Source organism: Halomonas sp. (genome assembly GCF_029263665.1).
Classification (GTDB): Bacteria; Pseudomonadota; Gammaproteobacteria; order Pseudomonadales; family Halomonadaceae; genus Halomonas.
Window position 1 is genome coordinate 62,986 of record NZ_JAJUFQ010000005.1, and the last position, 21,700, is coordinate 84,685.

General features: G+C 56.5%; 24 protein-coding genes. 22 read left to right on the top strand and 2 right to left on the bottom strand.

All coding sequences use genetic code 11. From position 1 onward, the window contains the following. Positions 1–144: 144 nt before the first annotated feature. The 7 genes from Q1K07_RS06600 to Q1K07_RS06630 all read left to right on the top strand — a co-directional run bounded on the left by Q1K07_RS06600 (position 145) and on the right by Q1K07_RS06630 (position 6,057). The gene (locus tag Q1K07_RS06600; protein ID WP_300309317.1) at positions 145–522 is read left to right on the top strand and encodes a CidA/LrgA family protein; all 378 of its coding nucleotides are present in this window, start codon (positions 145–147) and stop codon (positions 520–522) included. Further along, entirely contained in the window at positions 522–1,250 is a 729-nt protein-coding gene (locus tag Q1K07_RS06605) for an LrgB family protein (protein ID WP_300309318.1), read from the top strand. Before Q1K07_RS06600 ends, Q1K07_RS06605 begins: the two co-directional genes overlap by 1 nt. A 96-nt stretch (positions 1,251–1,346) precedes the next feature. Further along, positions 1,347–1,520, top strand: a complete 174-nt coding sequence (locus Q1K07_RS06610; RefSeq protein ID WP_300309319.1) for a DUF2970 domain-containing protein — start codon at positions 1,347–1,349, stop codon at positions 1,518–1,520. A 27-nt stretch (positions 1,521–1,547) separates the two neighbouring features. Then, entirely contained in the window at positions 1,548–2,678 is a 1,131-nt protein-coding gene (gene coxB, locus Q1K07_RS06615) for a cytochrome c oxidase subunit II (protein ID WP_300309320.1), read from the top strand. A 133-nt stretch (positions 2,679–2,811) separates the two neighbouring features. Next, on the top strand, positions 2,812–4,446 hold the full coding sequence (gene ctaD, locus Q1K07_RS06620) for a cytochrome c oxidase subunit I (RefSeq protein ID WP_300309321.1): 1,635 nt from the start codon (positions 2,812–2,814) through the stop codon (positions 4,444–4,446). A gap of 65 nt (positions 4,447–4,511) precedes the next feature. Continuing rightward, positions 4,512–5,069 (top strand): cytochrome c oxidase assembly protein, encoded by a 558-nt coding sequence (locus tag Q1K07_RS06625; RefSeq protein ID WP_300309322.1) that lies wholly within the window; start codon positions 4,512–4,514, stop codon positions 5,067–5,069. Between the two features lie 124 nt (positions 5,070–5,193). Then, entirely contained in the window at positions 5,194–6,057 is an 864-nt protein-coding gene (locus Q1K07_RS06630) for a cytochrome c oxidase subunit 3 (RefSeq protein ID WP_300309323.1), read from the top strand. A 113-nt stretch (positions 6,058–6,170) separates the two neighbouring features. Here the strand turns inward: Q1K07_RS06630 and Q1K07_RS06635 are convergent, their stop codons facing one another. Beyond that, a complete protein-coding gene (locus tag Q1K07_RS06635; protein WP_300309324.1) occupies positions 6,171–6,362 on the bottom strand; it encodes a DUF2909 domain-containing protein in 192 nt (63 codons plus the stop codon). Here Q1K07_RS06635 and Q1K07_RS06640 point away from each other — a divergent pair. From Q1K07_RS06640 to Q1K07_RS06710, 15 genes are all read left to right on the top strand, one after another. Beyond that, positions 6,361–7,110: an SURF1 family protein gene (locus Q1K07_RS06640; RefSeq protein ID WP_300309325.1), complete on the top strand. Its 750-nt coding sequence runs from the start codon at positions 6,361–6,363 to the stop codon at positions 7,108–7,110. The two genes, Q1K07_RS06635 and Q1K07_RS06640, sit on opposite strands and share 2 nt — an antisense overlap. Positions 7,111–7,112: 2 nt before the next feature. Then, complete coding sequence (locus Q1K07_RS06645; protein WP_300309326.1) at positions 7,113–7,760, top strand: hypothetical protein; 648 nt, start codon at positions 7,113–7,115, stop codon at positions 7,758–7,760. Further along, the gene (locus tag Q1K07_RS06650) at positions 7,750–8,877 is read left to right on the top strand and encodes a COX15/CtaA family protein (RefSeq protein ID WP_366945038.1); all 1,128 of its coding nucleotides are present in this window, start codon (positions 7,750–7,752) and stop codon (positions 8,875–8,877) included. Before Q1K07_RS06645 ends, Q1K07_RS06650 begins: the two co-directional genes overlap by 11 nt. Then, positions 8,870–9,781 carry a heme o synthase gene (gene cyoE, locus Q1K07_RS06655; protein ID WP_300309327.1) on the top strand — a complete coding sequence of 304 codons (912 nt, stop codon included), beginning with the start codon at positions 8,870–8,872 and terminating at the stop codon, positions 9,779–9,781. The genes Q1K07_RS06650 and cyoE overlap by 8 nt, the downstream gene beginning before the upstream one ends. A 107-nt stretch (positions 9,782–9,888) precedes the next feature. Then, positions 9,889–10,356 carry a DUF2489 domain-containing protein gene (locus Q1K07_RS06660; RefSeq protein ID WP_300309328.1) on the top strand — a complete coding sequence of 156 codons (468 nt, stop codon included), beginning with the start codon at positions 9,889–9,891 and terminating at the stop codon, positions 10,354–10,356. Positions 10,357–10,708: 352 nt separating this feature from the next. Continuing rightward, positions 10,709–11,509, top strand: coding sequence for an OmpA family protein (locus tag Q1K07_RS06665; RefSeq protein WP_300309329.1), 801 nt, complete (start codon positions 10,709–10,711; stop codon positions 11,507–11,509). 227 nt (positions 11,510–11,736) lie between these two features. After that, positions 11,737–13,635 (top strand): threonine--tRNA ligase, encoded by a 1,899-nt coding sequence (gene thrS, locus Q1K07_RS06670; protein ID WP_300309330.1) that lies wholly within the window; start codon positions 11,737–11,739, stop codon positions 13,633–13,635. Positions 13,636–13,763: 128 nt separating this feature from the next. After that, entirely contained in the window at positions 13,764–14,303 is a 540-nt protein-coding gene (infC, locus tag Q1K07_RS06675; RefSeq protein ID WP_300309536.1) for a translation initiation factor IF-3, read from the top strand. 98 nt (positions 14,304–14,401) lie between these two features. After that, a complete protein-coding gene (rpmI, locus tag Q1K07_RS06680) occupies positions 14,402–14,596 on the top strand; it encodes a 50S ribosomal protein L35 (protein WP_021817420.1) in 195 nt (64 codons plus the stop codon). 36 nt (positions 14,597–14,632) lie between these two features. Further along, positions 14,633–14,986: a 50S ribosomal protein L20 gene (gene rplT, locus Q1K07_RS06685; RefSeq protein WP_149284917.1), complete on the top strand. Its 354-nt coding sequence runs from the start codon at positions 14,633–14,635 to the stop codon at positions 14,984–14,986. A gap of 129 nt (positions 14,987–15,115) precedes the next feature. Then, positions 15,116–16,135: a phenylalanine--tRNA ligase subunit alpha gene (gene pheS / locus Q1K07_RS06690; RefSeq protein ID WP_300309331.1), complete on the top strand. Its 1,020-nt coding sequence runs from the start codon at positions 15,116–15,118 to the stop codon at positions 16,133–16,135. Between the two features lie 42 nt (positions 16,136–16,177). Next, positions 16,178–18,559: a phenylalanine--tRNA ligase subunit beta gene (gene pheT, locus Q1K07_RS06695; RefSeq protein ID WP_300309332.1), complete on the top strand. Its 2,382-nt coding sequence runs from the start codon at positions 16,178–16,180 to the stop codon at positions 18,557–18,559. A gap of 68 nt (positions 18,560–18,627) precedes the next feature. Then, complete coding sequence (gene ihfA / locus Q1K07_RS06700; RefSeq protein WP_149287141.1) at positions 18,628–18,930, top strand: integration host factor subunit alpha; 303 nt, start codon at positions 18,628–18,630, stop codon at positions 18,928–18,930. A gap of 462 nt (positions 18,931–19,392) precedes the next feature. Then, positions 19,393–19,854, top strand: coding sequence for a flavodoxin (locus Q1K07_RS06705; RefSeq protein WP_300309333.1), 462 nt, complete (start codon positions 19,393–19,395; stop codon positions 19,852–19,854). Continuing rightward, on the top strand, positions 19,854–20,237 hold the full coding sequence (locus Q1K07_RS06710; protein WP_300309334.1) for a hypothetical protein: 384 nt from the start codon (positions 19,854–19,856) through the stop codon (positions 20,235–20,237). Before Q1K07_RS06705 ends, Q1K07_RS06710 begins: the two co-directional genes overlap by 1 nt. 95 nt (positions 20,238–20,332) lie before the next feature. Here Q1K07_RS06710 and ppnN read toward each other — a convergent pair whose 3' ends face one another. Further along, the gene (ppnN, locus tag Q1K07_RS06715) at positions 20,333–21,694 is read right to left on the bottom strand and encodes a nucleotide 5'-monophosphate nucleosidase PpnN (protein ID WP_300309335.1); all 1,362 of its coding nucleotides are present in this window, start codon (positions 21,692–21,694) and stop codon (positions 20,333–20,335) included. Positions 21,695–21,700 lie beyond the last annotated feature (6 nt).

A 21,700-nucleotide genomic window follows, 5' to 3' on the forward strand; every position in this document is an offset into this window, starting at 1 on the left:
AAAGCCCCTTTTGCTCTTTTATTTCAATTGGTTGGAAATTAACCAGCTGATTGGGCGCTTGCATGTCTCACGATGGGACGGGGATAGAAGGGGCTGACGGGTTATGATAGGCGGTTGATATTCGAGCATCTGGAGGGTGGATAAGTGCCGCTGATTCTAGGCATGAGTATGTTGCTGGCCTGCCAGTTTCTGGGAGAGTTGCTGGCGCGGGGGCTGAGCCTGCCGATTCCGGGGCCCGTCATTGGCATGGTGATTCTGCTGGTGGGGTTGATGATCCGCGGCAAGGTTCCATCGAGCCTACGTATTGCAGGGGAAGGGTTGTTGCGATATCTGACGTTGCTGTTTGTTCCTGCAGGGGTGGGGTTGATGGTGCACGGGCGCTTGATTGCCGATGACTGGATTCCCATCGTGGCGACCCTGGTGTTGTCGACAGCGCTGACCTTGGCTGTCACAGCTTGGGTGATGACTCGCCTGGCGTCTCGGGCGACAGGTAAAGATGCCTCTCGCGAAGGGGGACAGTGATGCACGTCGCCGGTCTTGATGAGTTATGGGTCTATCTTTCGGGAAATCCGTTGCTGTCCTTGCTGGTCACGCTGTTGGCCTTTGCCCTGGCTGCACGTATCAACAAGTGGCTGGGCGGGACACCGCTGTTGCACACGGTGACCCTGAGTATTGCGTTGATCATCACCTTTCTGCTGGTGTCCGGCATTGACTATGGCACTTACTTCGAAGGTGCGCAGTTCATTCATTTCCTGCTGGGGCCTGCCACGGTGGCCTTGGCCATTCCGCTCTACGATCACCGTGAACGAGTGCGTCAACTGCTGTGGCCCTTGTTGGTGGCTTGCCTGGCGGGCATTACCACCGCGGTGGCTTCGACGCTGGGGTTGGCGTTGCTGCTAGGGGCTGAGCACGAGACGGTCATGTCTCTTGCGCCACGTTCCGTGACATCACCGATCGCCATGGGAATCGCGGAACAGATCGGTGGCATTCCGTCTCTCGCCGCGGGCCTTGTTCTGATCACCGGTTCGATCGGATGTGCCTTGGGGCCGATCATCTTTCGTCTGCTGGGCGTGCGTGATCCGGTAGTACAGGGGTTTACCATGGGCCTTGCGGCTCATGGCTTCGGGACCGCGCATTCCTTTGCCAAACTGGGCGCCATGGCGGGTGCATTCTCGGGCCTGGCCATGGGACTTACCGGTTTGATAACTGCTTTCATTCTACCCTTGATCATCACCCTGTTCGGCTTATGAATATTCGCTGGATCTCTCTGACCTTCGTCTAATGTTTCGAGCGCATTGTGCCGAGCTGGACTATGGTCAGGCATAAGGGATCTAGCGGAGGTGGTCATGTGGAACACTGTCAAGTCGGTACTCGCAGCTTTCTTTGGCGTTCAACGCGAGTCCCGGCGTCGGCAGGATTTCACCTCTGGTAAGCCCATCAGTTTCATACTGGTGGGCATCCTTATGGGCATTCTCTTTGTGGTTGTTTTGATCTTCATCGCTATGCAGGCGGCGAAGTAGGGCCCCTGCACGCTCCAGGAGGCATCGATGCGCAAGTGGCACGTATGGATGACTGCGGGAACGCTGTTATTGAGTGGAGAGCTGAGCCTAAACGGCAAGCTCCAGGCGGCGGGCTGGAACATGCCGGTGGGCGTGACGGATATCAGCCGGGAAGTGCACTCCTTGCACATGACGATCTTCTGGATCTGTGTCGTGATCGGCGTGGTAGTGTTCGGCGCCATGTTCTATTCATTGTTCCGCTATCGTCGCTCCAAGGGTGCTCAGGCGGCCAAGTTTCATGAACACACTACGGTCGAGGTCATCTGGACCGCGATCCCTCTACTGATTCTGATCGGCATGGCGGTGCCGGCCACTGCCACCCTCAAGAAGATGTACGACGCCTCCGAGGCCGATCTGGATGTGATGATTACCGGCCAGCAATGGCGTTGGCAGTATTCCTACCTGGGAGAGGACGTGAATTTCATTTCCAGCCTTGCCACTCCTCGGGAACAGATTTCCGGAGATCAGGAAAGAGGGGAGAATTACCTGCTGGAGGTCGACCAACCCCTGGTATTACCAGTAGGCAAGAAAGTCCGCCTGCTCATGACATCCGACGATGTCATCCATTCCTGGTGGGTTCCCGAGTTGGCAGTGAAGCAGGATGCCATTCCCGGGTTCGTCAACGAGAATTGGGTCAGGATCAATGAGCCGGGTATCTATCGTGGCCAGTGCGCTGAATTATGTGGCAAGGACCATGGCTTCATGCCGGTGGTGGTGCAGGCGATGGAAGAGGAAGAGTTTGATGCCTGGCTGGCCGAACGCAAGTCCGCTGCCAGCGAGGAAGCAGCAGGGGCCGATCGTGAATGGAAGCTGGATGAGCTGATGGAACGTGGTGAACAGGTCTATGGCTCGATCTGTGCTGCCTGTCACCAACCCAACGGTGCAGGCTTGCCGCCGACATTCCCTGCGTTGGCGGGCAATCAGGCATTGCTCGATGATCGTGAGCATCATCTCGATACTGTCCTGAATGGTGTGGCGGGCACACCAATGCCCGGCTTCCGGACCACGTTGAGCCCTGTCGAGCTTGCCGCAGTGATTACCTATGAACGCAATGCCTGGGGTAATGACACCGGGGATGTTGTACAGCCTTCGGAAATTGCTGAACAACTGGCTGAGTAGTGCCAGGGGCCGGAGCAGAAAGCCGGGGCAGAAAACAGTACATGGGGATTTGAGCCTGGAAACGTCAGAGGGCTGGGCTCAGTAAAAAGATCATCTTATCAATGATTGGGTAGCCAACAGGGGGATCTTCGCCATGGCGTCACTACCTCCCAAGCATCCTGTGCAACAAGGTACTGCCGATGCGGCAGGCGGTGCAGATGCCCACCACCACCCTCCCAAGGGGCTGCTGCGTTGGGTACTGACGACCAATCATAAAGAGATCGGTACGCTGTACCTGCTGTTTTCTCTGCTGATGTTTCTCATTGGGGGCGTCTTCGCCCTGGTCATTCGGGCAGAGTTGTTTCAGCCCGGATTGCAGCTGGTGCAGCCGGAATTCTTCAATCAGATGACCACCATGCATGGCCTGATCATGGTGTTTGGCGCGGTGATGCCGGCATTTGTCGGCCTGGCCAACTGGATGGTGCCATTGCAGATTGGAGCGCCGGACATGGCGCTACCTCGGCTCAACAACTTCAGCTTCTGGCTGCTGCCTGTCGCGTTCACTTTACTGCTCAGCACGCTGTTCATGCCTGGTGGCGCACCCAACTTCGGGTGGACCTTCTACGCGCCGCTGTCAACGACCTATGCGCCGCCTTCCACGACCTTCTTCATCCTGTCGTTGCATATCGCTGGCATCAGCTCGATTCTTGGGGCGATCAACATCATCGCGACCATTCTCAACCTGCGCGCACCAGGCATGCGCATGATGGATATGACGCTGTTTGTCTGGACCTGGTTGATCACCGCCTTCCTGCTGATCGCGGTGATGCCGGTACTGGCCGGCGTGGTGACCATGATGCTGATGGATATCAACTTCGGCACCAGCTTCTTCAATGCGGGAGGCGGTGGTGATCCGGTCATGTTCCAGCACCTGTTCTGGTTCTTTGGTCATCCCGAGGTATACATCATGATCCTGCCGGCTTTCGGTATCGTGTCAGTGATCATTCCCACCTTTGCCCGCAAGCCCCTGTTCGGATACGCCTCCATGGTGTATGCCACTGCCTCGATTGCCATCCTGTCTTTCATGGTCTGGGCTCATCACATGTTCGTGGTAGGGCTTCCACTGGTGGCGGAGCTGTTCTTCATGTACAGCACGATGCTCATCGCCGTGCCTACCGGGGTGAAAGTGTTCAACTGGGTGGCCACGCTGTTTCGCGGCTCAATCAGTTATGAACCGGCGATGCTGTTTGCCATTGCCTTTGTCATCCTGTTCACCATCGGTGGCTTTTCCGGCTTGATGCTGGCGATATCTCCAGCGGACTTCCAATATCATGATACTTACTTTGTCGTGGCCCACTTCCATTATGTGTTGGTGCCTGGGGCAATTTTCTCGATCATGGCGGCGGTGTACTACTGGCTTCCCAAGTGGACTGGGCATTATCCCCATCTGCGTCTGTCCCAATGGCACTTCTGGCTGTCGGTCATCGGGGTGAACCTGACGTTCTTCCCCATGCATTTCTCTGGACTGGCCGGCATGCCGCGCAGGATTCCCGACTATTCCCTGCAGTTTGCAGACTTCAACATGGTGTCCAGCATCGGCGCTTTCATGTTCGGCCTGTCACAACTGTTGTTTGTGGTGATCGTGTTCATGTGCGCGCGCGGAGGGGAGAAGGCTCCCGCCAAGACCTGGGATGGTGCCGTGGACCTGGAGTGGACGGTACCGAGCCCGGCGCCGTTGCATACCTTTGAAACGCCACCTCAGTATCGTCCTGCTGAGGCCGACCATTGAGAGAGTCGAGGAGACAGGCACTAACGTATTAAGAGGAAGATACCCAGAGGAATGAGGAAAGCGCGATGGCAACTCCGAACCCGGACACTCAGCGAAACGTCAATCGCACGGTCATCAAGACCCTGGTCGTGCTGGCGGGCATGTTCGCTTTCGCCTTTGCCCTGGTTCCCCTGTACGACGTTTTCTGTCAGGTCACCGGCTTGAATGGCAAGACTTCGGCCAAGGCGCAGTCCTTGGTGAGCGGAGACGTTGACAGTTCGCGCACCGTGACCATGCAGTTCATTACTCGTTCCAGCGCTGGCCTGCCTTGGCGGCTGGAAACACAGACGCGTCAGGTGAGGGTGCATCCGGGACAAAGTACAGAAGTGCATTTCTCCTTCACCAATCTTGGCAAGGAGGTGGATGTTGCCAGGGCAGTGCCCAGCGTGACACCGTCGGAAGCCGCACTGCATCTGCGCAAGTTAGCCTGTTTCTGCTTCCAGAATCAGCGCCTGAGACCAGGAGAGAAAATGGAAGCTCCCCTAGTGTTTCAACTGGATAAACAACTGCCCGAGGATATTCGCACGGTGACCTTGGTGTACACGCTCTATCCTCAGGAAATGGAGGTATCTTCATCCGGATAGCGATATCTCGCCTGCGATAGCAACGGCGATATGAAACTGAGCGTCAAGGAACCAGGAATGAAAGGGTCGGAAATCAAAGAACAGGGAAATACAGCAGTCTGATCAGCATGTCGGGAGGTAAACCATGAGTGGTAGCAGCTACTACGTGCCGACGAGCAGTAAGTGGCCGATCTTTGGCTCTCTGGCATTGGGCATCATGATGGCCGGTACCGGTACCTGGCTGGTGCATGGCCCGGTGGGGACTCCGGTGATGCTGATTGGCCTGGTGGCCATTCTGGCTGTCATGGGGTTCTGGTTTCGGGACGTCATCCGCGAATCCATGGCGGGACGCAATGATGCACAGATGGATCGCTCCTATCGCTGGGGCATGGGCTGGTTCATCTTTTCCGAGGTAATGTTCTTCGCCGCCTTCTTTGGCGCACTGTTCTATGTGCGAAACCTGGCGCTGCCGTGGCTGGATGGGGATGGAGCCAAGGGGGTCGCAGCATTGCTGTGGCCCGACTTCACCGCCAGTTGGCCGCTGTTGAACCCGCCGGATACTTCCATCAAGGGACCGGAACATGTCCTGGACCCTTGGCAACTGCCGTTGCTCAATACCGTGTTGCTGGTGAGTTCCAGCATTACCCTGACCATCGCTCATGATGGGCTCAAGAAGGGGGCGCGCAGCAGAGCCAAGCTCTGGTTGCTGATTACCGTGCTATTGGGCGCTACCTTCGTCTGTGTACAGGGATATGAGTACTACGAGGCATATCATCATCTTGGCTTGACCCTTCAGGCGGGCATCTATGGCTCCACGTTCTTCATGCTGACAGGCTTCCATGGTCTGCATGTGATCATTGGCACCATCATTCTGGCGACCATGCTGGTACGAGTGCTACGCGGGCATTTCAGCGCTGAGCATCATTTTGGTTTCGAGGCCGCTGCCTGGTATTGGCACTTTGTCGATGTCGTCTGGATCGGGCTCTTCCTCTTCGTCTATGTCCTGTAGCTATGTCTTGTGGCTATGTCTTTTATCGCTATGTCTTACAGCTAGACCTTGTCACTAGGCTTTGTAACTGCGCCCTATTGCATCGCCCTGCAGGTTCAGAAGACGTCGAGATATCAACCGAGTTCGCCAAGATAGAAGCCATAAAAGAGAAGAATGAGCAGCACGCTGGCCAGGGTGACGCGAATCTTCAGGGATGTCAGCAGGCGGTGTGATTTGCTGCCGTCCTTGAGCAGGAAACCAACGCCTGCGGCAAGACTGGCCAGCATGGCAATGAATACGACGGCAATCAGGAGCTTGATCAGCATGATGGGGTTCCGTTCCGGTTCGAAAAGTTCTCCAGACACAGGCAGGCGTCTGGTGTTGTGGTGCGTGCTGTGTGTCTCGCTCGCTGTTCTGGGCGTGTACCTAGGAATATGGCAGTGGGGACGGGCGGCCGACAAGCAGGCATATCTGGAAGCATTGGCCGAGGCTCCCCGGATAGAGGCGCCCAAAGCGGAGCCGGTCGATGGTGCAAAGCTGCAGCTGCGAGGCCGATTCGAGGCCGAGCAGACCTTGTTCCTGGACAATGTGACCCACGACGGTCATCTCGGTGTTGCTGTTCTGACTCCCTTTATAGACGAGATCGGCCAGCGCTGGCTTGTCGACCGTGGTTTTCTGGAGACAGGTGTCTCTCGAACGGACCCGGCAGCCTCCACACCGGGTAGTGAAGCCGTCATTGAAGGTCGCTGGCAGGCCGCGGGTGATCAGGCTCCCGTATTCGGGAATGTCATGGAAGGCAAACGCCTGCAACGTATTGAGCCCGATGCTTGGGCAGAACCTTTTTCCTGGGCGGGTTGGGTACATCAGGAAAAGGGCAAGGGAAGTCTACCCTACTGGTGGGTCGCAAGCGTGCTGCCCCCCGAGCGTCATCTTGCCTATGCGTTTCAATGGTGGGGATTGACCTTGGTGGCTCTGGTGGCGTTGGTCGTTGGTGCACGGCGCTTGCTTATGGATAAGCGTGTACGCATCCGGAAAGAAGGGTGCAGGGCAGTATCGCAGACGACGGAGACATGAGAATGACTCGGATCGGCCCAAGGATGAAGCTCATCGCACTATTCGCCATTTTTGCGCTGCCTATGCTGGTGGCCTGGGCAATGGTGACCTGGAGAGTCGGTATCCCAGATGAACGGACCGCTCATGGTCGCCTTGACCCTGGTTTGCCTGCATTGGCTACCTGGCCTGTCGATGCTGCCACCAAGCAAGGTGTTCGGGATTGGGTTCTGGTGTATACCTGCTCTGAGTCATGTGACCAGGAGGCTGACCGGTGGTGGCGTCTGCACCGAGCCTTGGGTAAGGATGCCGACCGCCTCAGCCGGGTGAGAATAGGTGGAGAGACCTCAGAGCTTCCTGGCGAGAGCGCCACTCATTGGCAGGGAGCCGTTCCATCCTGGGCATCACCGGGCACTGCATGGATCAGCGATCCCGCAGGAAGGGTCGTACTTCAATATGATGCCGGCATTGAGACGGCGCTTGTGCTCGATGACATTGAAAAGCTGTTCAAGATGAATCCCGAGCCTGAACGAGCCGAAGTCAGGGATGAGCGTGAACCCGTCGTCGTGGTTGGTAATGATGAATCTGGTGATATAGCCGTGGAACAGAGTGATATGGCTGTAGAGCAGAGCAGTATGACTCGGGATGCAGAGGAGGTAGGCCATGAAAGCTAATGGCGGATCTGCACATGTTTCTCGTCATCATATGGGGCGTTCGCACCATATCCGACTGGTGAGCAGCTATAGCAAAGCCAGTCTGTCCCGCTTGACTCTGCTCAGGATGATGAGCCTGTGTGGGGCACTGTTCGCTGCCATCGTGATCCTGGCGGGTGCCTGGACACGATTGCTGGATGCAGGACTGGGATGTCCGGACTGGCCCGGGTGCTATGGGGCGCTTGTTGTACCAGGGCAAGATGTGGCGAATCTACATAGTCCCGATGTTGCCTTTGAAGCTTCCAAGGCATGGATGGAGATGATTCACCGTTATCTTGCCATGACACTCGGAATACTGGTCGTGGCTCTGGTTCTGTTGAGCTGGCGCCTGCGTCACCTGCGTGACTTCCCATGGCGTTTGATCGTGGGGATGTTGCTGCTGATGATGGTGCAGGGAGCATTCGGTGCCTTTACCGTTACCCTGAAACTGTGGCCCCAGGTGGTGACCTTGCACTTACTCGGCGGCCTGGCGGTAATGACGGCCTTCCTGTGGCTATATTTGCGCCTTCGAGGAGTAAGTCGTGGGCAGCGACGTTTGGTGCGTCGCCCTGTCGGTGTGTTGTGGAAGCTGGCCGGAGCGGTTCTAGTGCTGCAACTGGCGTTGGGGGGGTGGACCTCGAGTAACTACGCGGGAATTGCATGCTATGGCGTGCCTACCTGCAATGCGCAATGGTGGCCGGAAACGGACTGGGGCGAGGGATTTCATCTTACCCAGAACGTAGGCCCGAACTATCTGTATGGCCAACTGCATGCCGAGGCGCGTACGACCATTCATTTCGCTCATCGGCTGGGGGCTGCAGCATTGGCAGTGTTGCTGATGGTACTCATCGTGCGTCATTGGCGGGAATCAGAGATACGGCCCTGGCTGGCAAGTCTTGGCGCAGCTCTCGTGCTGCAGGCAGGGCTGGGGGCGGCCAATGTCGTGTTGTGGCTACCGCCAGGGCTGGCGCTGATGCATACGGCAGGCGCGATACTGCTGGTCTTTTCCTTCGTCTTGGTGTGCTGGAAGCGGCGTTATACTGAAGTGGCCCCGCCAAGGAAGCCTCTGACCCGGCCGGAGGATTGGTTATATGCGTGATACATGGTCGGTAGGAGACCCATCCTCACAGGTACTGTGGCGCGACTTGATGGCGTTGTGTAAATGGCGTGTGGTAGCAGTGATGCTGGTCTGTGCCCTCGTCGGAATGCTGCTGGCAGCGCCATTGCCTCCTCTACATGCCGTTGTATTCGGCTTGTCAGGTATAGGCCTGGCGGCTGCGGGTGCAGCGGCAATCAATCATGTCGTCGACCGGCGTCTCGATGCGGTCATGCTGCGGACCTCTGGAAGGCCGCTGGCGGCAGGTCGCCTTCCACCGTCGCTGGCATTGGCATGGGCGCTGCTGCTTTCCGTTTCAGGGGTTCTACTGCTGTCACTTCTGGTAAATGGATTGACGGCCTGGCTGACATTGGCATCGCTGGTGGGGTATGCGCTGGTCTATACCATTTTCCTGAAGCGTGCTACACCTCAGAATATCGTCATTGGAGGCGTTGCCGGAGCAGCGCCTCCCTTGCTTGGCTGGACCAGTGTTACCGGCCAGTTGGCGGCAGAGCCTCTGTTGTTGATGCTGATCATCTTCGCCTGGACACCGCCACACTTCTGGGCCCTGGCCATCCATAAGCGTGATGAATATGCCGCTGCCGGTGTACCCATGCTGCCTGTGACCCATGGTGATCAATTCACTCGGTTACAGGTATGGCTGTATGGTTGGCTGACAGTGGCAGCAACCTTGATGCCATTTTCCATTGGCATGGCGGGATGGCCCTACCTCGTTGGTGCCTGTCTCCTCAATATACGCTTCATGACCTGGAACCTGCGGGTATGGCGGGGCAAGGATGACAAGGCACCATTGCAGGCCTTCTGGTTTTCCATTCGCTATCTTCTCGCTATCTTTGGTCTGCTTCTGTTGGATCACTACCTGTCCTTGTCAGGTTCGATCAACTGAATGTCGAGGCTGTTTCATACCGATATGAAAATGAGTTTCGTACCGTTCCTACCGAAGGTCTGGGTGGGTGTGTAAAATGCCGCTTTTTGCCTATCGCGAGGAGCATCATGTCGACGACTCTGGCCCTCAGCCTGCTGATTTTGGGTGTTGTGATCATTCTGGCATTGGCCTGGTATGCCTTGGTGCTGCAGAAGGAAGTGAAGCGGCGGGAGGCGTTTCGTCATGAAGAGGAACGCATGGCACGGGAAAATGGCCTGGAAAACCTGGAACTCGTTGCTGCTGCCTTGCTTCAGGGCCAGGTAGATATCACCGAAGGGGCCTGGCGCTGCAAGGTGTTGCTGGAACTGCTTGATCCTTCATTACCTTATCGCCAGGAATTCCGCATCTTTGCAGAAGTATATGAACAGACCCGTCATCTCCATACACATCAGGCGCGCAAGGATTTAACCCCGAAAGCGCGTTTTGAGGAAGACAAGCAACGAATCGCTGTTGAGGACTCAAACCGGGATAAGGTTCTCAAAGCTGCACAGTCGGTACTCGACTTTCGCGCAAATTACCCCGAGAGTCTAAACTAACTTATCGCGAACACTGTTCGACTCGCTTATGATGTATAGAGCTGTTTGCACAATTCATTACCGACAAGATGCGTTTTCTCGCTTATATGGGTTTGATTGTGTAGAGGTGATACGTCATCATTGCGTAGTGCAAGGGATTGGGCCCCCAAGGGATATGTCATGGCGGGCTCGGTGGTGGTAAGTAGTGAAATGTTTGCGTCATTCAGACTGGCTGGACGGGACATTTCGTACTTTATCTTGCCAGCGAGGAAACAGCGAACCTATCCTGTTTCCCATTCGGCACAATTTTGGATCGCTGAAATAGTCGGATTTCGGTTATTCAGCACAGAGTGTCAAAAAGAAGGAGTCTTACATGAAAAAATCAACGACTGGCTTGTTGCTCGGCTCTGCTCTGGTTGTCGGCCTGTCTGGCTGCGCCACTTCTGGTGCCCAGTCTTCCTACGACCAGAAAGCCTGGTACAACCATCCGCTGGTGTGTGGTGTTGCCGGTGGTCTGATCGGCGGTGGCATTGGTTACGGTACTGCCAGCGACAGCGACGAAGATAAGGGTGCCGCTATCGGTGCTACTCTGGGTACTGTGGCTGGCGCTCTGCTGTGTGCCGAGCCGAACGCTGAAGAACCGGCGGCTGCTCCGCTCGACTCCGATGGCGATGGCGTCACTGACGACATCGACGAGTGCCCGGGTACTCCGGCTGGCGTTGCCGTTGACGCGGTAGGCTGCCCGCTGGACTCCGACGGTGACGGCGTGCCGGACTTCCAGGACCAGTGCCCGGGTACTCCGGCTGGCGTCAAGGTCAACTCTCTGGGTTGTGAAGATGATGTCGCCCTGCGTGGTGTCAACTTCGAGTTCGACTCTGCCAGGCTGACGCCTGCCGCCGAGCAGAACCTGATGCATGTGGCTGAAGTGCTGCGCAACAACCCGAACGTCAATGTGCGTATCGAAGGTTACACCGACTCTACCGGTGCTGCTTCTTACAACCAGAAGCTGTCTGAAGCTCGTGCCATCTCCGTTGCCAACTTCCTGGCCAGCCAGGGTGTTGACCCGCAGCGCATGAGTGCTGCCGGCTATGGCGAAGAGAACCCGATCGCTTCCAACGACACCGAGCAGGGTCGTGCTGAAAACCGTCGCGTCATGCTGGGCGAGCAGCGTTAATCCTCTGCTGAGCATGATTATCCTGTCCTAGGGCGGGGTAGTGACGACAACGAGGCGCCTTCGGGCGCCTCGTTTTTTTGCCTGCTCTGCATGGAGCATCTCTCCATCGCTGAGCGTGGCGCCGGTCGGGGCTGTTCTGCTATTCTAGTGCGCTGTTTCACCCACGACTCAATCTGCGACATGTGATCCTTGGTATGGATCACCACTGCGCGAGAAAGGATATTTTCATGCCCATCGTGACACTGCCTGATGGCAGTCAGAGAACTTTCGATGAACCCGTCAGCGTCATGGCTCTGGCCGAAAGCATCGGTCCAGGACTTGCCAAGGCTTGTGTAGCCGGCAAGATCGACGGCGTATTGGTAGACGCCGCGGACATGATCGAGCACGACGCTGAGGTGGCGATCATTACGGCGCGTGACGAAGAAGGACAGGAAATCATTCGACATTCCTGTGCCCACTTGATCGGTCATGCCGTCAAGCAGCTCTATCCCAATGCCAAGATGGCCATCGGTCCGGTTATCGATGATGGCTTCTATTATGACATCGACTTTGGCGAGTCAATCACGCCGGATGACCTCGAAAAGATCGAAGGCCGCATGAAGCAGCTGATCGATGAGGAATATGACGTCATCCGCGAGTACGTAGATGCTGACAAGGCCATGAAGACGTTTGTCGAGCGTGATGAACCCTACAAGCAGGAAATCGTGCGCGAGATTCCTGCGGGAGAGACGATTCGTCTCTATCACCACCAGGAATATACTGACATGTGTCGCGGGCCTCATGTGCCCAACACCCGTCATCTCAAGGCTTTCAAGCTGACCAAGCTGGCGGGTGCCTACTGGCGTGGTAATTCCGACAACGCCATGCTGACCCGCATTTACGGTACTGCCTGGGGCGACAAGAAGCAGCTCAAGGCTTATATCAAGCGCATTGAAGAAGCCGAAAAGCGTGATCACCGCAAGTTGGCGCGTCGTCTGGACCTGTTCCATATGCAGGAAGAGGCGCCGGGTATGGTGTTTTGGCACCCCAATGGCTGGACGTTATGGCAGGTAGTTGAGCAGTACATGCGTGGCGTTTATAAGGATGGCGGTTATCAGGAAATTCGCTGCCCGCAAATCATGGATGTCTCCTTGTGGAAGAAGTCCGGCCATTGGGACAACTATGCCGATGGCATGTTCTTCACCGAGTCGGAAAAGCGCGAATATGCCCTTAAACCGATGAACTGTCCGGGGCACGTGCAGGTCTTCAACTCAGGGTTGCGCAGCTATCGTGAGCTGCCGGTGCGCTTTGGCGAGTTCGGTGGCTGTCATCGCAATGAGCCTTCCGGCGCATTGCATGGCATCATGCGTGTACGAGCCTTCACTCAAGACGACGGTCATGTCTTCTGTACCGAGGAACAAGTCGAATCGGAAGTCACCAACTTCCATCGTCAGGCCCTTAAGGTCTATAGCGATTTCGGCTTTGAAGACATCGCCATCAAGATCGCCTTGCGGCCAGACAAGCGAATTGGTGAAGATGATGTCTGGGATCGTGCCGAAAATGCTCTGCGCAGTGCCCTGCAGGCTTGTGATGTCGAATGGCAGGAGCTTCCGGGAGAGGGGGCTTTCTATGGTCCCAAGATCGAATATCACATGAAGGACTGCCTGGGGCGTGAATGGCAAGTAGGCACCATGCAGGTTGATTTCATGATGCCAAGCAGACTTGGCGCTCAATATGTGACGGAAGAAGGTGAGCGTAAGCCTCCGGTTATGCTGCATCGGGCTATCGTTGGCTCCATGGAACGCTTCATCGGCATCCTTATCGAGCACTATGCCGGGGCCATGCCGCTGTGGCTGTCGCCAGAGCAGGCTGTCGTCATGATCATTACCGATGCGCAGAAGTCATATGCGGAAGATTTGACGGCGCGACTGCAAAAAATTGGCCTGCGCGTCAAGTCGGACTTGAGGAACGAGAAGATCGGCTTTAAAATCCGCGAGCATACTTTGCAGAAGGTCCCCTATCTCCTGGTTGTGGGAGATAAGGAAGTCGAGGCCGACTCGGTGGCTGTGCGTACGCGCAGCGGCGAAAATCTGGGCACCATGAGCGTGGATGCCTTCATCGAGAGAGTCAAGGCCGAGCGGTACTAGGGGATTTACTGTACATCTATCGTACATTGAGTTCAGTGTATATTGAGTTCAGTAATTTCCTGACGAGGAGTGATCATGCGATCGCTCCTCGGTGCGACATCTTCCAAGGCTAAAGTGGAGACGGAACCATCAAGCGCAGCAACCCCAGAGGACGCCCTCAGGACAAGCGTCCGCCAATGAACGAGCGCATCACCGAGGATCAGGTTCGCCTGATCGCGGCCGACGGCGAACAGTTGGGCATCGTTGATACCAGCGAGGCCCTCGAGCGAGCCGAAGCCGAGGGGTTGGATCTCGTCCAGATTTCCAATGCCGATCCAATCGTTTGCAAGATCATGGATTACGGCAAGTTCGTCTTTGAGCAGAAGAAACAGAAAGCTGCTCAAAAGAAGAAGCAGAAGCAAATCCAGGTCAAGGAAGTCAAATTCCGTCCTGGCACTGACGAGGGAGACTATCAGGTCAAGTTGAAAAACCTGATTCGCTTCCTCGAAGGTGGCGACAAGGGCAAGGTCACCCTGCGTTTCCGTGGGCGTGAAATGGCGCATCAGGACCTCGGCCGCAAGCTGATGGAACGTATCGCCGCGGATCTCGAGGACATCGGGACCGTGGAGTCCTTCCCCAAGATGGAAGGGCGCCAGATGATCATGATCATTGCCCCCAAGAAGAAGTGATCCGACGGCCCGTCAAACGGATTGACGATAGCGCTGCTTATCGCGCTATCGCCGATTGGCCCCGGATTTTCTAAAAAACTCGAGCGGAGTTCATCCTCATGCCGAAGATCAAAAGTAATAGCGGTGCTGCCAAGCGCTTCAAGAAGACTGCCAACGGCTTCAAGCACAAGCAGTCCTTCCGTAGCCATATTCTGACCAAGAAGTCCACCAAGCGTAAGCGTCAGCTGCGTGGCATGCAGCAGATTCACGATGCCGACAAGGCTCTCGTGCGTCGCATGTTGCCGTACATCTAATCCTTGGTGAAACTCATTTAACGTCAGGAGAGTGCTATGACTCGTGTCAAGCGTGGTGTCGTCGCCCGTCGTCGTCACAAGAAGATCTTGAAGCAGGCCAAGGGTTACTACGGTGCCCGTTCACGCGTATTCCGCGTAGCCAAGCAGGCCGTCATCAAAGCCGGTCAGTATGCCTATCGCGACCGCCGCCAGCGTAAGCGCCAGTTCCGAGCCCTGTGGATCCAGCGGATCAATGCAGGTGCCCGTCTGAACGGTATGTCCTACAGCCGTTTTGTCGGTGGCCTGAAGAAAGCGGGTATCGAAATCGACCGTAAGGTCCTGGCCGACCTGGCTGTTCACGAGAAAGCGGCTTTTGCTGCTATCGTGGAAAAGGCCAAGGCTGCCCAGTAAGCGCGACCGATTAGCGGATGATATTCCCACCATCGGGGATATCTATCCATGATCGCCCAGGGGAAGAGCAGCCGCTCTTCCCCTGTTTTTTTGTTTCCATCGCAAGACAACGATATCGGAGCTCTACGGATGGACCACCTTCCCGAACTGGTTCAACAAGCTCGCGAGGCCATCCAGGCCGCCGACGGTATGCCCGCGCTCGACGAGATCCGAGTGCGCTATCTGGGCAAGAAAGGTGAGCTGACTGCTCTGCTCAAGGGGCTTGGTAAACTTCCTCCGGCTGAGCGCCCCGCTGCAGGTGAACGCATCAATCAAGCCAAGCAGGAGCTTGCCACAGAGCTTGAAGGTCGCCGCACTGCATTGGCCAAGGCGGAACTGGATGCCCGGCTGGCAGAAGAGCGTGTCGATGTCACCTTGCCTGGTCGAGGCCAGCCCACAGGTGGCCTGCACCCGGTGACTCGTACTCTGGAGCGTATCGAATCGCTCTTCGCTCGCATTGGCTATGATGTGGCCGTAGGGCCGGAACTCGAAGATGATTACCATAACTTCGAGGCACTCAATATTCCTTCCCATCACCCCGCACGGGGGATGGCTGATACCTTTTATTTCGATGCCACTCGCCTGTTGCGCACACATACCTCTCCGGTACAGGTGCGTACGATGAAAGATGGCGAGCCCCCGATCCGCATTGTCTGTCCGGGGCGGGTCTACCGCAGTGACTCGGATCTGACCCATACTCCCATGTTCCACCAGGTGGAAGGGTTGCTCATTGACGAGGGCATCAGCTTCGCTGATCTCAAGGGGACCATTGAGGATTTTCTGCATGCCTTCTTTGAGCGTGATGATCTGTCGGTGCGTTTCCGTCCGTCCTACTTCCCGTTCACCGAGCCATCGGCCGAGGTCGATATTGAATGTGTGATGTGCTCAGGTGATGGCTGCCGGGTGTGTTCTCACACAGGCTGGCTCGAGGTCATGGGGTGTGGCATGGTCCATCCGGAAGTATTCCGCCATGGCGGTATCGATGCCGAGAAATATACAGGCTTTGCCTTCGGTATGGGGGCTGAGCGTCTGGCCATGCTGCGATACGGTGTGAACGACCTGCGCCTGTTCTTCGACAACGATCTGCGATTCCTGCGTCAGTTCCACTGATACGCCGAACGCTGAGTACGAGAACAGGATTAAGGAGTCGAGATGAAAGTTTCCGAACAGTGGCTGCGTGAATGGGTTTCTCCGCAGCTGTCTACCCAGGGTATCGCTGACCAGATCACCATGGCTGGCCTGGAAGTCGATGCGGTCGAGCCTGTGGCCCAGGAATTCACTGGGATCGTGGTTGCCGAGGTGGTCGAGAAGTCTCAGCATCCGGATGCGGACAAGCTCAATGTATGTCAGGTCGAAGATGGCAGTGGTGAGCGCGTTCAGGTAGTTTGCGGAGCGCCCAACGTGGCTGTCGGCCAGCGAATTCCCTTTGCCCAGGTAGGTGCTGTATTACCGGGTGATTTCAAGATCAAGAAAGCCAAGCTGCGAGGTGTTGAATCCCGCGGCATGATCTGCTCTGCCTCGGAAATCGGGCTGGAAGAAGGTAAGTCAGAAGGCATTCTGGTGTTGCCGGCTGATGCTCCGGTGGGTATGGATATTCGCGAATATCTGGACCTGAATGACCACACCATTGAAGTGGACCTGACACCGAACCGTGGGGATTGCCTCAGCGTCAAGGGGATGGCGCGTGAAGTCGGGGTGCTCAATCGCTTGCCCTTGACACCTCCTAAGGCGGTTGAAGTACCTGCTGCTCATGATGAGCGCTTCGAGGTGCGCGTCGAGGACTTCGAGCGCTGTCCGCGCTATATCGGGCGCCTGATCAAGAACGTCAATGTTGCGGCCGAAACGCCGACCTGGATGGTGGAGCGCCTGCGCCGCAGCGGAGTGCGTAGTATCGATCCTGTCGTCGATGTCACCAACTATGTGATGCTCGAGCAGGGGCAGCCACTGCATGCCTTTGACCGCAGCAACCTGCATGGTGCCGTCATCGTGCGTCTGGCGCGTCAGGGAGAGGAGCTAGTACTGCTGGATGGCCAGACCGTCAAGCTGGATCCGGCAACCTTGGTGATCGCCGACGAGAATGGCCCCTTGGCCTTGGCTGGCATCATGGGAGGCGAGCATTCCGGTGTTTCTACCGAGACTCGCGACATCTTCCTGGAAGGGGCCTATTTCACTCCGTTGGCAGTGGCTGGCCAGGCACGTAACTATGGTCTGCACACGGATGCCTCTCATCGCTTTGAAAGAGGGGTTGACCCTGAGCTGACGCATGCCGCCATTGAGCGTGCCACGGAACTCCTGCTGTCGATTTGTGGTGGTCAGCCTGGGCCGCTCAATGAGGCGGTCAGTGATGTCCATTTGCCCGCACCACGTGAGGTAACCTTGCGTGCAGGGCGCCTGGCAAGTGCCTTGAGCAAGCAGCTGGATGCCGCTGAAGTCGCCGAAATCCTTGAGCGCTTGGGGATGGCAGTGGAATCGATCGAGAACGGCTGGACAGTCAAGGTGCCGAGCTGGCGTTTCGACATTTCCATTGAAGAAGATCTGATCGAGGAAGTGGCGCGTATTCACGGCTACAACAAGCTACCGGTGCGTCGTCCTGCCATGCGCATGGCACTCAAGGCTGACGGTGAGAGTAAAAGCCCATTGTCCCGCTTGCGTCGCCATATGGTGGCCCGCGGGTATCAGGAAGCGATCACCTACAGCTTCGTTGCTCCTGAGCTGCAGCGCACATTGTTGCCCGATGTTGTCTCCCCTGTATTGGCCAACCCGATTTCGGCTGATCTGTCGGTGATGCGGGCCAGCCTGTTCCCGGGCTTGGTGCGTGCACTCGAGCACAACCTCAATCGTCAGCAGACACGCGTTCGCCTGTTTGAAAGTGGCTTGGTGTTCCGGGGAGAGTTGGATAGTCTCGAGCAACTGCCGATGTTCGGTGCTCTGGTATGCGGTGCTCGCTATCCCGAAGGTTGGAGCGGGGGGCGTGACAAGGTCGACTTCTTTGATCTCAAGGGCGATCTGGAAAGCCTGTTGGAAGTGGCGGGAGATGTGGCTTCCTGGCGCTTTGAACCGGGCTCGCACCCAGCGCTGCACCCAGGCCAGTGCGCCCGTATCCTGCATCGTGGAGAGGAAGCTGGGTGGATCGGAACCTTGCACCCAGCGGTCAAGGCAGCCCTGGGGCTCAAGGCGGATGCCGTGCTCTTCGAGGTGCGTCTGGATGCGCTGAGCCAAGGACATGTCCCGGCCTTCAAGCCATTGTCACGCTTCCCCGAGGTACGTCGGGACCTGGCATTCGTGATTGATGAAACGCTGCCGGTCGAAGCGCTACGTGATGTCGTACGCGGTGAAGCCGGTGAATGGCTCACTGAAGTTGGCCTTTTCGACGTGTATCAGGGTAAAGGTGTAACCGAAGGGCATAAGAGTGTCGCTTTGGGCTTGACCTGGCAACATCCTTCGCGCACGCTAAATGACGAGGAAATCAATCAGTTGGTCGATGCCATCGTAACGACAGCTCAGCAACGGCTGAATGCGGAGCTGCGTGCTTGAGCACTGCGGGCCGGAATGCCGCCAGGAAAGCGGACGGTTGGCGCGACCATCACCATGAGGATGAAAACATGGGAGCGTTGACCAAGGCAGAACTGGCCGAGCGTCTGCACCTGGAGCTCGGTTTGTCCAAGCGGGAAGCGAAGTCCATGGTGGAAGCTTTCTTCGAGGAAATCCGTGCCTGCCTGCGCGAAAATGAACAGGTCAAGCTGTCCGGTTTCGGCAACTTCGACTTGCGAGACAAGCGCGAGCGTCCTGGACGCAACCCCAAGACTGGCGAAGAAATTCCGATTTCCGCGCGGCGGGTGGTGACTTTCCGACCGGGGCAGAAGCTCAAGAGCCAAGTGGGGCATCCTGACGACGAGGAAGAATGATTCTCGGGAGGTCTCCGGGGGCGATTGACCTTGTGTGATTGAATGCAGTCATCGATCGGTACTGTCTCTTCCTTCAATGAGGGGCAGTACCGTCGTTCATGTGTGTTCTGTCCTCGTCGTTTGTCTATGTCGTCTGTATATCCGGATTACCTGCATCCCCTCACGGATACGCGAGCTCTCGCTTGCATGATAGAATCCGAACGAAATACTCAAGTTCAATCTCAGGAACCTTTCAATAAATCGCCGAAAGGGGCAAGCTCAAGCGCCTGAACGCAGACTCGAAATGAAGCGGAGAGAGCATCCGAAAGGATGGCCTCGAAAGGAATGAGGAGCCGTGGATGATGAGTCAACCGAGCATAAGGTTATGTGAGGGAGGTCGGGCTGGCGTATGCATCGCATCACGCAGTGATTGGCCTGCGTAGGCAGTTTGTGAGAGGTTCCCTCAGTCATTAAGGGCATTGCATGCCTACACTCAAGATTCTTGTTGGCACCATGTATGGCGGTGCACTTGATGTGGCCGAGCAGGCCAAGCCGTTGTTTGAAGATGCCGGTTATGAAGTCTCCGTACTTGAGCAACCGACACTGGCCGATATTGTCGAAGATACAGATCTGGCATTGTTCTGTACTTCCACCACGGGCAGCGGAGATTTTCCGGGCAATATCGTGCCTTTCGTGCGTGAGCTTCAGGACAAGAGCCCGGGTTTGCCCAACCTTCGTTATGGCCTGATTGCTCTAGGCGATAGCTCCTATGGCGACACATTCTGTGGTGCCGGGCGGCGCCTGGATGAATTGCTTCAGGAGCAAGGAGCCATGCGCCTGGGCGAGCGCCTGGAAATCGATGCCATGGAAACCTTCATGGCCGATGATGCGGCCCTGCCTTGGGTCGAATCATGGATTGCCAGTCAGAATCTGAAGGTGGCGTGATGTCAATGGATAAAAGCGCTCGGCCTGTTGGCAGTCCTGTGCGTCTCAGCATCATGCTGGGGCTGATGATGGTGATGGCATTGACCTTGCCGCGCTATATCAAGGAAGGTCATGCCAATCAGGAAACCCTGGGCTGGGTGGTCATCGCCGCACTGGCATTGGTCAGTCTGTTGCAGTGGAAGTTGCTGGACGGGGAAGGGCGGTCCCGCCTCAAACCCTTGCTGCTGATTCTGATAGGTTGCATGGTGGTTGGTCTCGCTGGAACCATGCTCTACAAGTTGATGGCAGGAGGAGCGGTTCTTAGTGTGATGACCTTGTCTCAAGGCGCTACGGCGGGGCTGTTGTTGCATGCTGTTGCACTGTTGCTCAGGAAACGGCGGTAATGCTCAGAGCAATACTCTGCCGAGCGCGCCGAATATGAAGAACCCCTGCCAGACTGGCAGGGGTTCTTCATTTCAGCCTTTGGACTCGATGTGTCCTAGCCCAGTGTGTAGCAAGGTGTGTATTCGCCTGCCAGCTTCATGCGTCCTTGGGTCACGAAGGAGCTGAGCAGCTCATCCAGCCTGGCCATCAGATCAGGCTCAGCGCTCAGGCAGAAGGGGCCGTGGGCTTCGATGGCCCGAATACCCTGTTCCTTGACATTACCGGCAACGATCCCCGAAAACGCGCGGCGCAGATTGGCGGCCAGCTCGTGCTTGGGAAGGTCGCGATTGAGAGCCAGGTTCGCCATGTTGGCATGGGTCGGGACGAAAGGCTCCTGGAAGTTGCGGTCGATGGTAAGACGCCAGTTGAAGTGGAAGGCATCCTGTCGCGCACGGCGGTATTCAGTGACTTCGGCGATCTTCTCATGCATCAGTCGGGCAACGCGGACAGGATCATCGACGACGATGGTGTACAGGTCACGCACCGATTCACCCAGGGTATAGACAAGGAATTCATCAATGCGCTGGAAATATTCCTTGGCGCTGGCAGGACCGGAGAATATGACGGGCAGCGCCATGTCGCTGTTGTCTGGGTGCAACAGGATACCAAGCAGATAGAGAATTTCTTCAGCCGTTCCCACGCCACCAGGGAAGACGATAATGCCATGGCCCAAGCGCACGAAAGCTTCGAGGCGCTTTTCGATATCCGGCATCACCACAAGTTCATTGACGATGGGGTTGGGAGCCTCCGCCGCAATGATGCCAGGCTCGGAAACCCCCAGATAACGGGCAGGGTAGCGACGCTGCTTGGCATGGGCGACATTGGCACCCTTCATGGGACCTTTCATGGCGCCAGGTCCGCATCCTGTGCAGATGTCCATGTCACGAAGACCAAGATGGTATCCCACATCCTTGGTGTATTCGTATTCTTCCCGCGAGATTGAGTGGCCGCCCCAGCACACGACAAGGCTGGGGTCTAGTCCCGGCTTCAGGGTGCCTGCCTTGCGCAATATATGGAAAACCGCGTTAGTGGTGCCTTCTGCGGTGGACAGGTCGAAGCGTGCCTGAGTCTGGATTTCGTTGTAGACGTAGACGATATCCCGCAACACCGAGGACAGGTGCTCGCGAATGCCGCGAATCATGCGGCCATCGACAAAGGCGTCAGTTGGAGCATTGACCAGCTTGAGGCGAACGCCACGGTCCTGCTGCAGGACCTCGATATCGAAGTCCGGATATGTCTCGAGTAGTGCCAGACCATCATCAATGGGGCTGCCACTGTTGAGCACTGCCAGAGCACAGCGTCTGAGCAGTTCGTGGAGGCCGGCTTGCGAGGTGTCGCGTAGCCGGTTGACCTCGTGTTGGGAAAGAATTTCGAGACTGCCTTCGGGAGAAATCGTGGCAGAAATGGTCTCTGGCATCTGAAG

Bases quoted from the DNA above. Each gene is read 5' to 3' on its own strand.
- Q1K07_RS06660 (WP_300309328.1), top strand. From the start codon at position 9,889: ATGTCGACGACTCTGGCCCTCAGCCTGCTGATTTTGGGTGTTGTGATC.
- Q1K07_RS06625 (WP_300309322.1), top strand. From the start codon at position 4,512: ATGGCAACTCCGAACCCGGACACTCAGCGAAACGTCAATCGCACGGTC.
- ctaD (WP_300309321.1), top strand. From the start codon at position 2,812: ATGGCGTCACTACCTCCCAAGCATCCTGTGCAACAAGGTACTGCCGAT.
- Q1K07_RS06650 (WP_366945038.1), top strand. From the start codon at position 7,750: ATGAAAGCTAATGGCGGATCTGCACATGTTTCTCGTCATCATATGGGG.
- Q1K07_RS06610 (WP_300309319.1), top strand. From the start codon at position 1,347: ATGTGGAACACTGTCAAGTCGGTACTCGCAGCTTTCTTTGGCGTTCAA.
- Q1K07_RS06645 (WP_300309326.1), top strand. From the start codon at position 7,113: ATGACTCGGATCGGCCCAAGGATGAAGCTCATCGCACTATTCGCCATT.
- Q1K07_RS06665 (WP_300309329.1), top strand. From the start codon at position 10,709: ATGAAAAAATCAACGACTGGCTTGTTGCTCGGCTCTGCTCTGGTTGTC.
- Q1K07_RS06705 (WP_300309333.1), top strand. From the start codon at position 19,393: ATGCCTACACTCAAGATTCTTGTTGGCACCATGTATGGCGGTGCACTT.
- Q1K07_RS06710 (WP_300309334.1), top strand. From the start codon at position 19,854: ATGTCAATGGATAAAAGCGCTCGGCCTGTTGGCAGTCCTGTGCGTCTC.
- Q1K07_RS06630 (WP_300309323.1), top strand. From the start codon at position 5,194: ATGAGTGGTAGCAGCTACTACGTGCCGACGAGCAGTAAGTGGCCGATC.
- coxB (WP_300309320.1), top strand. From the start codon at position 1,548: ATGCGCAAGTGGCACGTATGGATGACTGCGGGAACGCTGTTATTGAGT.
- ihfA (WP_149287141.1), top strand. From the start codon at position 18,628: ATGGGAGCGTTGACCAAGGCAGAACTGGCCGAGCGTCTGCACCTGGAG.
- ppnN (WP_300309335.1), bottom strand. From the start codon at position 21,694: ATGCCAGAGACCATTTCTGCCACGATTTCTCCCGAAGGCAGTCTCGAA.
- rpmI (WP_021817420.1), top strand. From the start codon at position 14,402: ATGCCGAAGATCAAAAGTAATAGCGGTGCTGCCAAGCGCTTCAAGAAG.
- Q1K07_RS06605 (WP_300309318.1), top strand. From the start codon at position 522: ATGCACGTCGCCGGTCTTGATGAGTTATGGGTCTATCTTTCGGGAAAT.
- Q1K07_RS06640 (WP_300309325.1), top strand. From the start codon at position 6,361: ATGATGGGGTTCCGTTCCGGTTCGAAAAGTTCTCCAGACACAGGCAGG.
- thrS (WP_300309330.1), top strand. From the start codon at position 11,737: ATGCCCATCGTGACACTGCCTGATGGCAGTCAGAGAACTTTCGATGAA.
- pheS (WP_300309331.1), top strand. From the start codon at position 15,116: ATGGACCACCTTCCCGAACTGGTTCAACAAGCTCGCGAGGCCATCCAG.
- Q1K07_RS06635 (WP_300309324.1), bottom strand. From the start codon at position 6,362: ATGCTGATCAAGCTCCTGATTGCCGTCGTATTCATTGCCATGCTGGCC.
- rplT (WP_149284917.1), top strand. From the start codon at position 14,633: ATGACTCGTGTCAAGCGTGGTGTCGTCGCCCGTCGTCGTCACAAGAAG.
- pheT (WP_300309332.1), top strand. From the start codon at position 16,178: ATGAAAGTTTCCGAACAGTGGCTGCGTGAATGGGTTTCTCCGCAGCTG.
- cyoE (WP_300309327.1), top strand. From the start codon at position 8,870: ATGCGTGATACATGGTCGGTAGGAGACCCATCCTCACAGGTACTGTGG.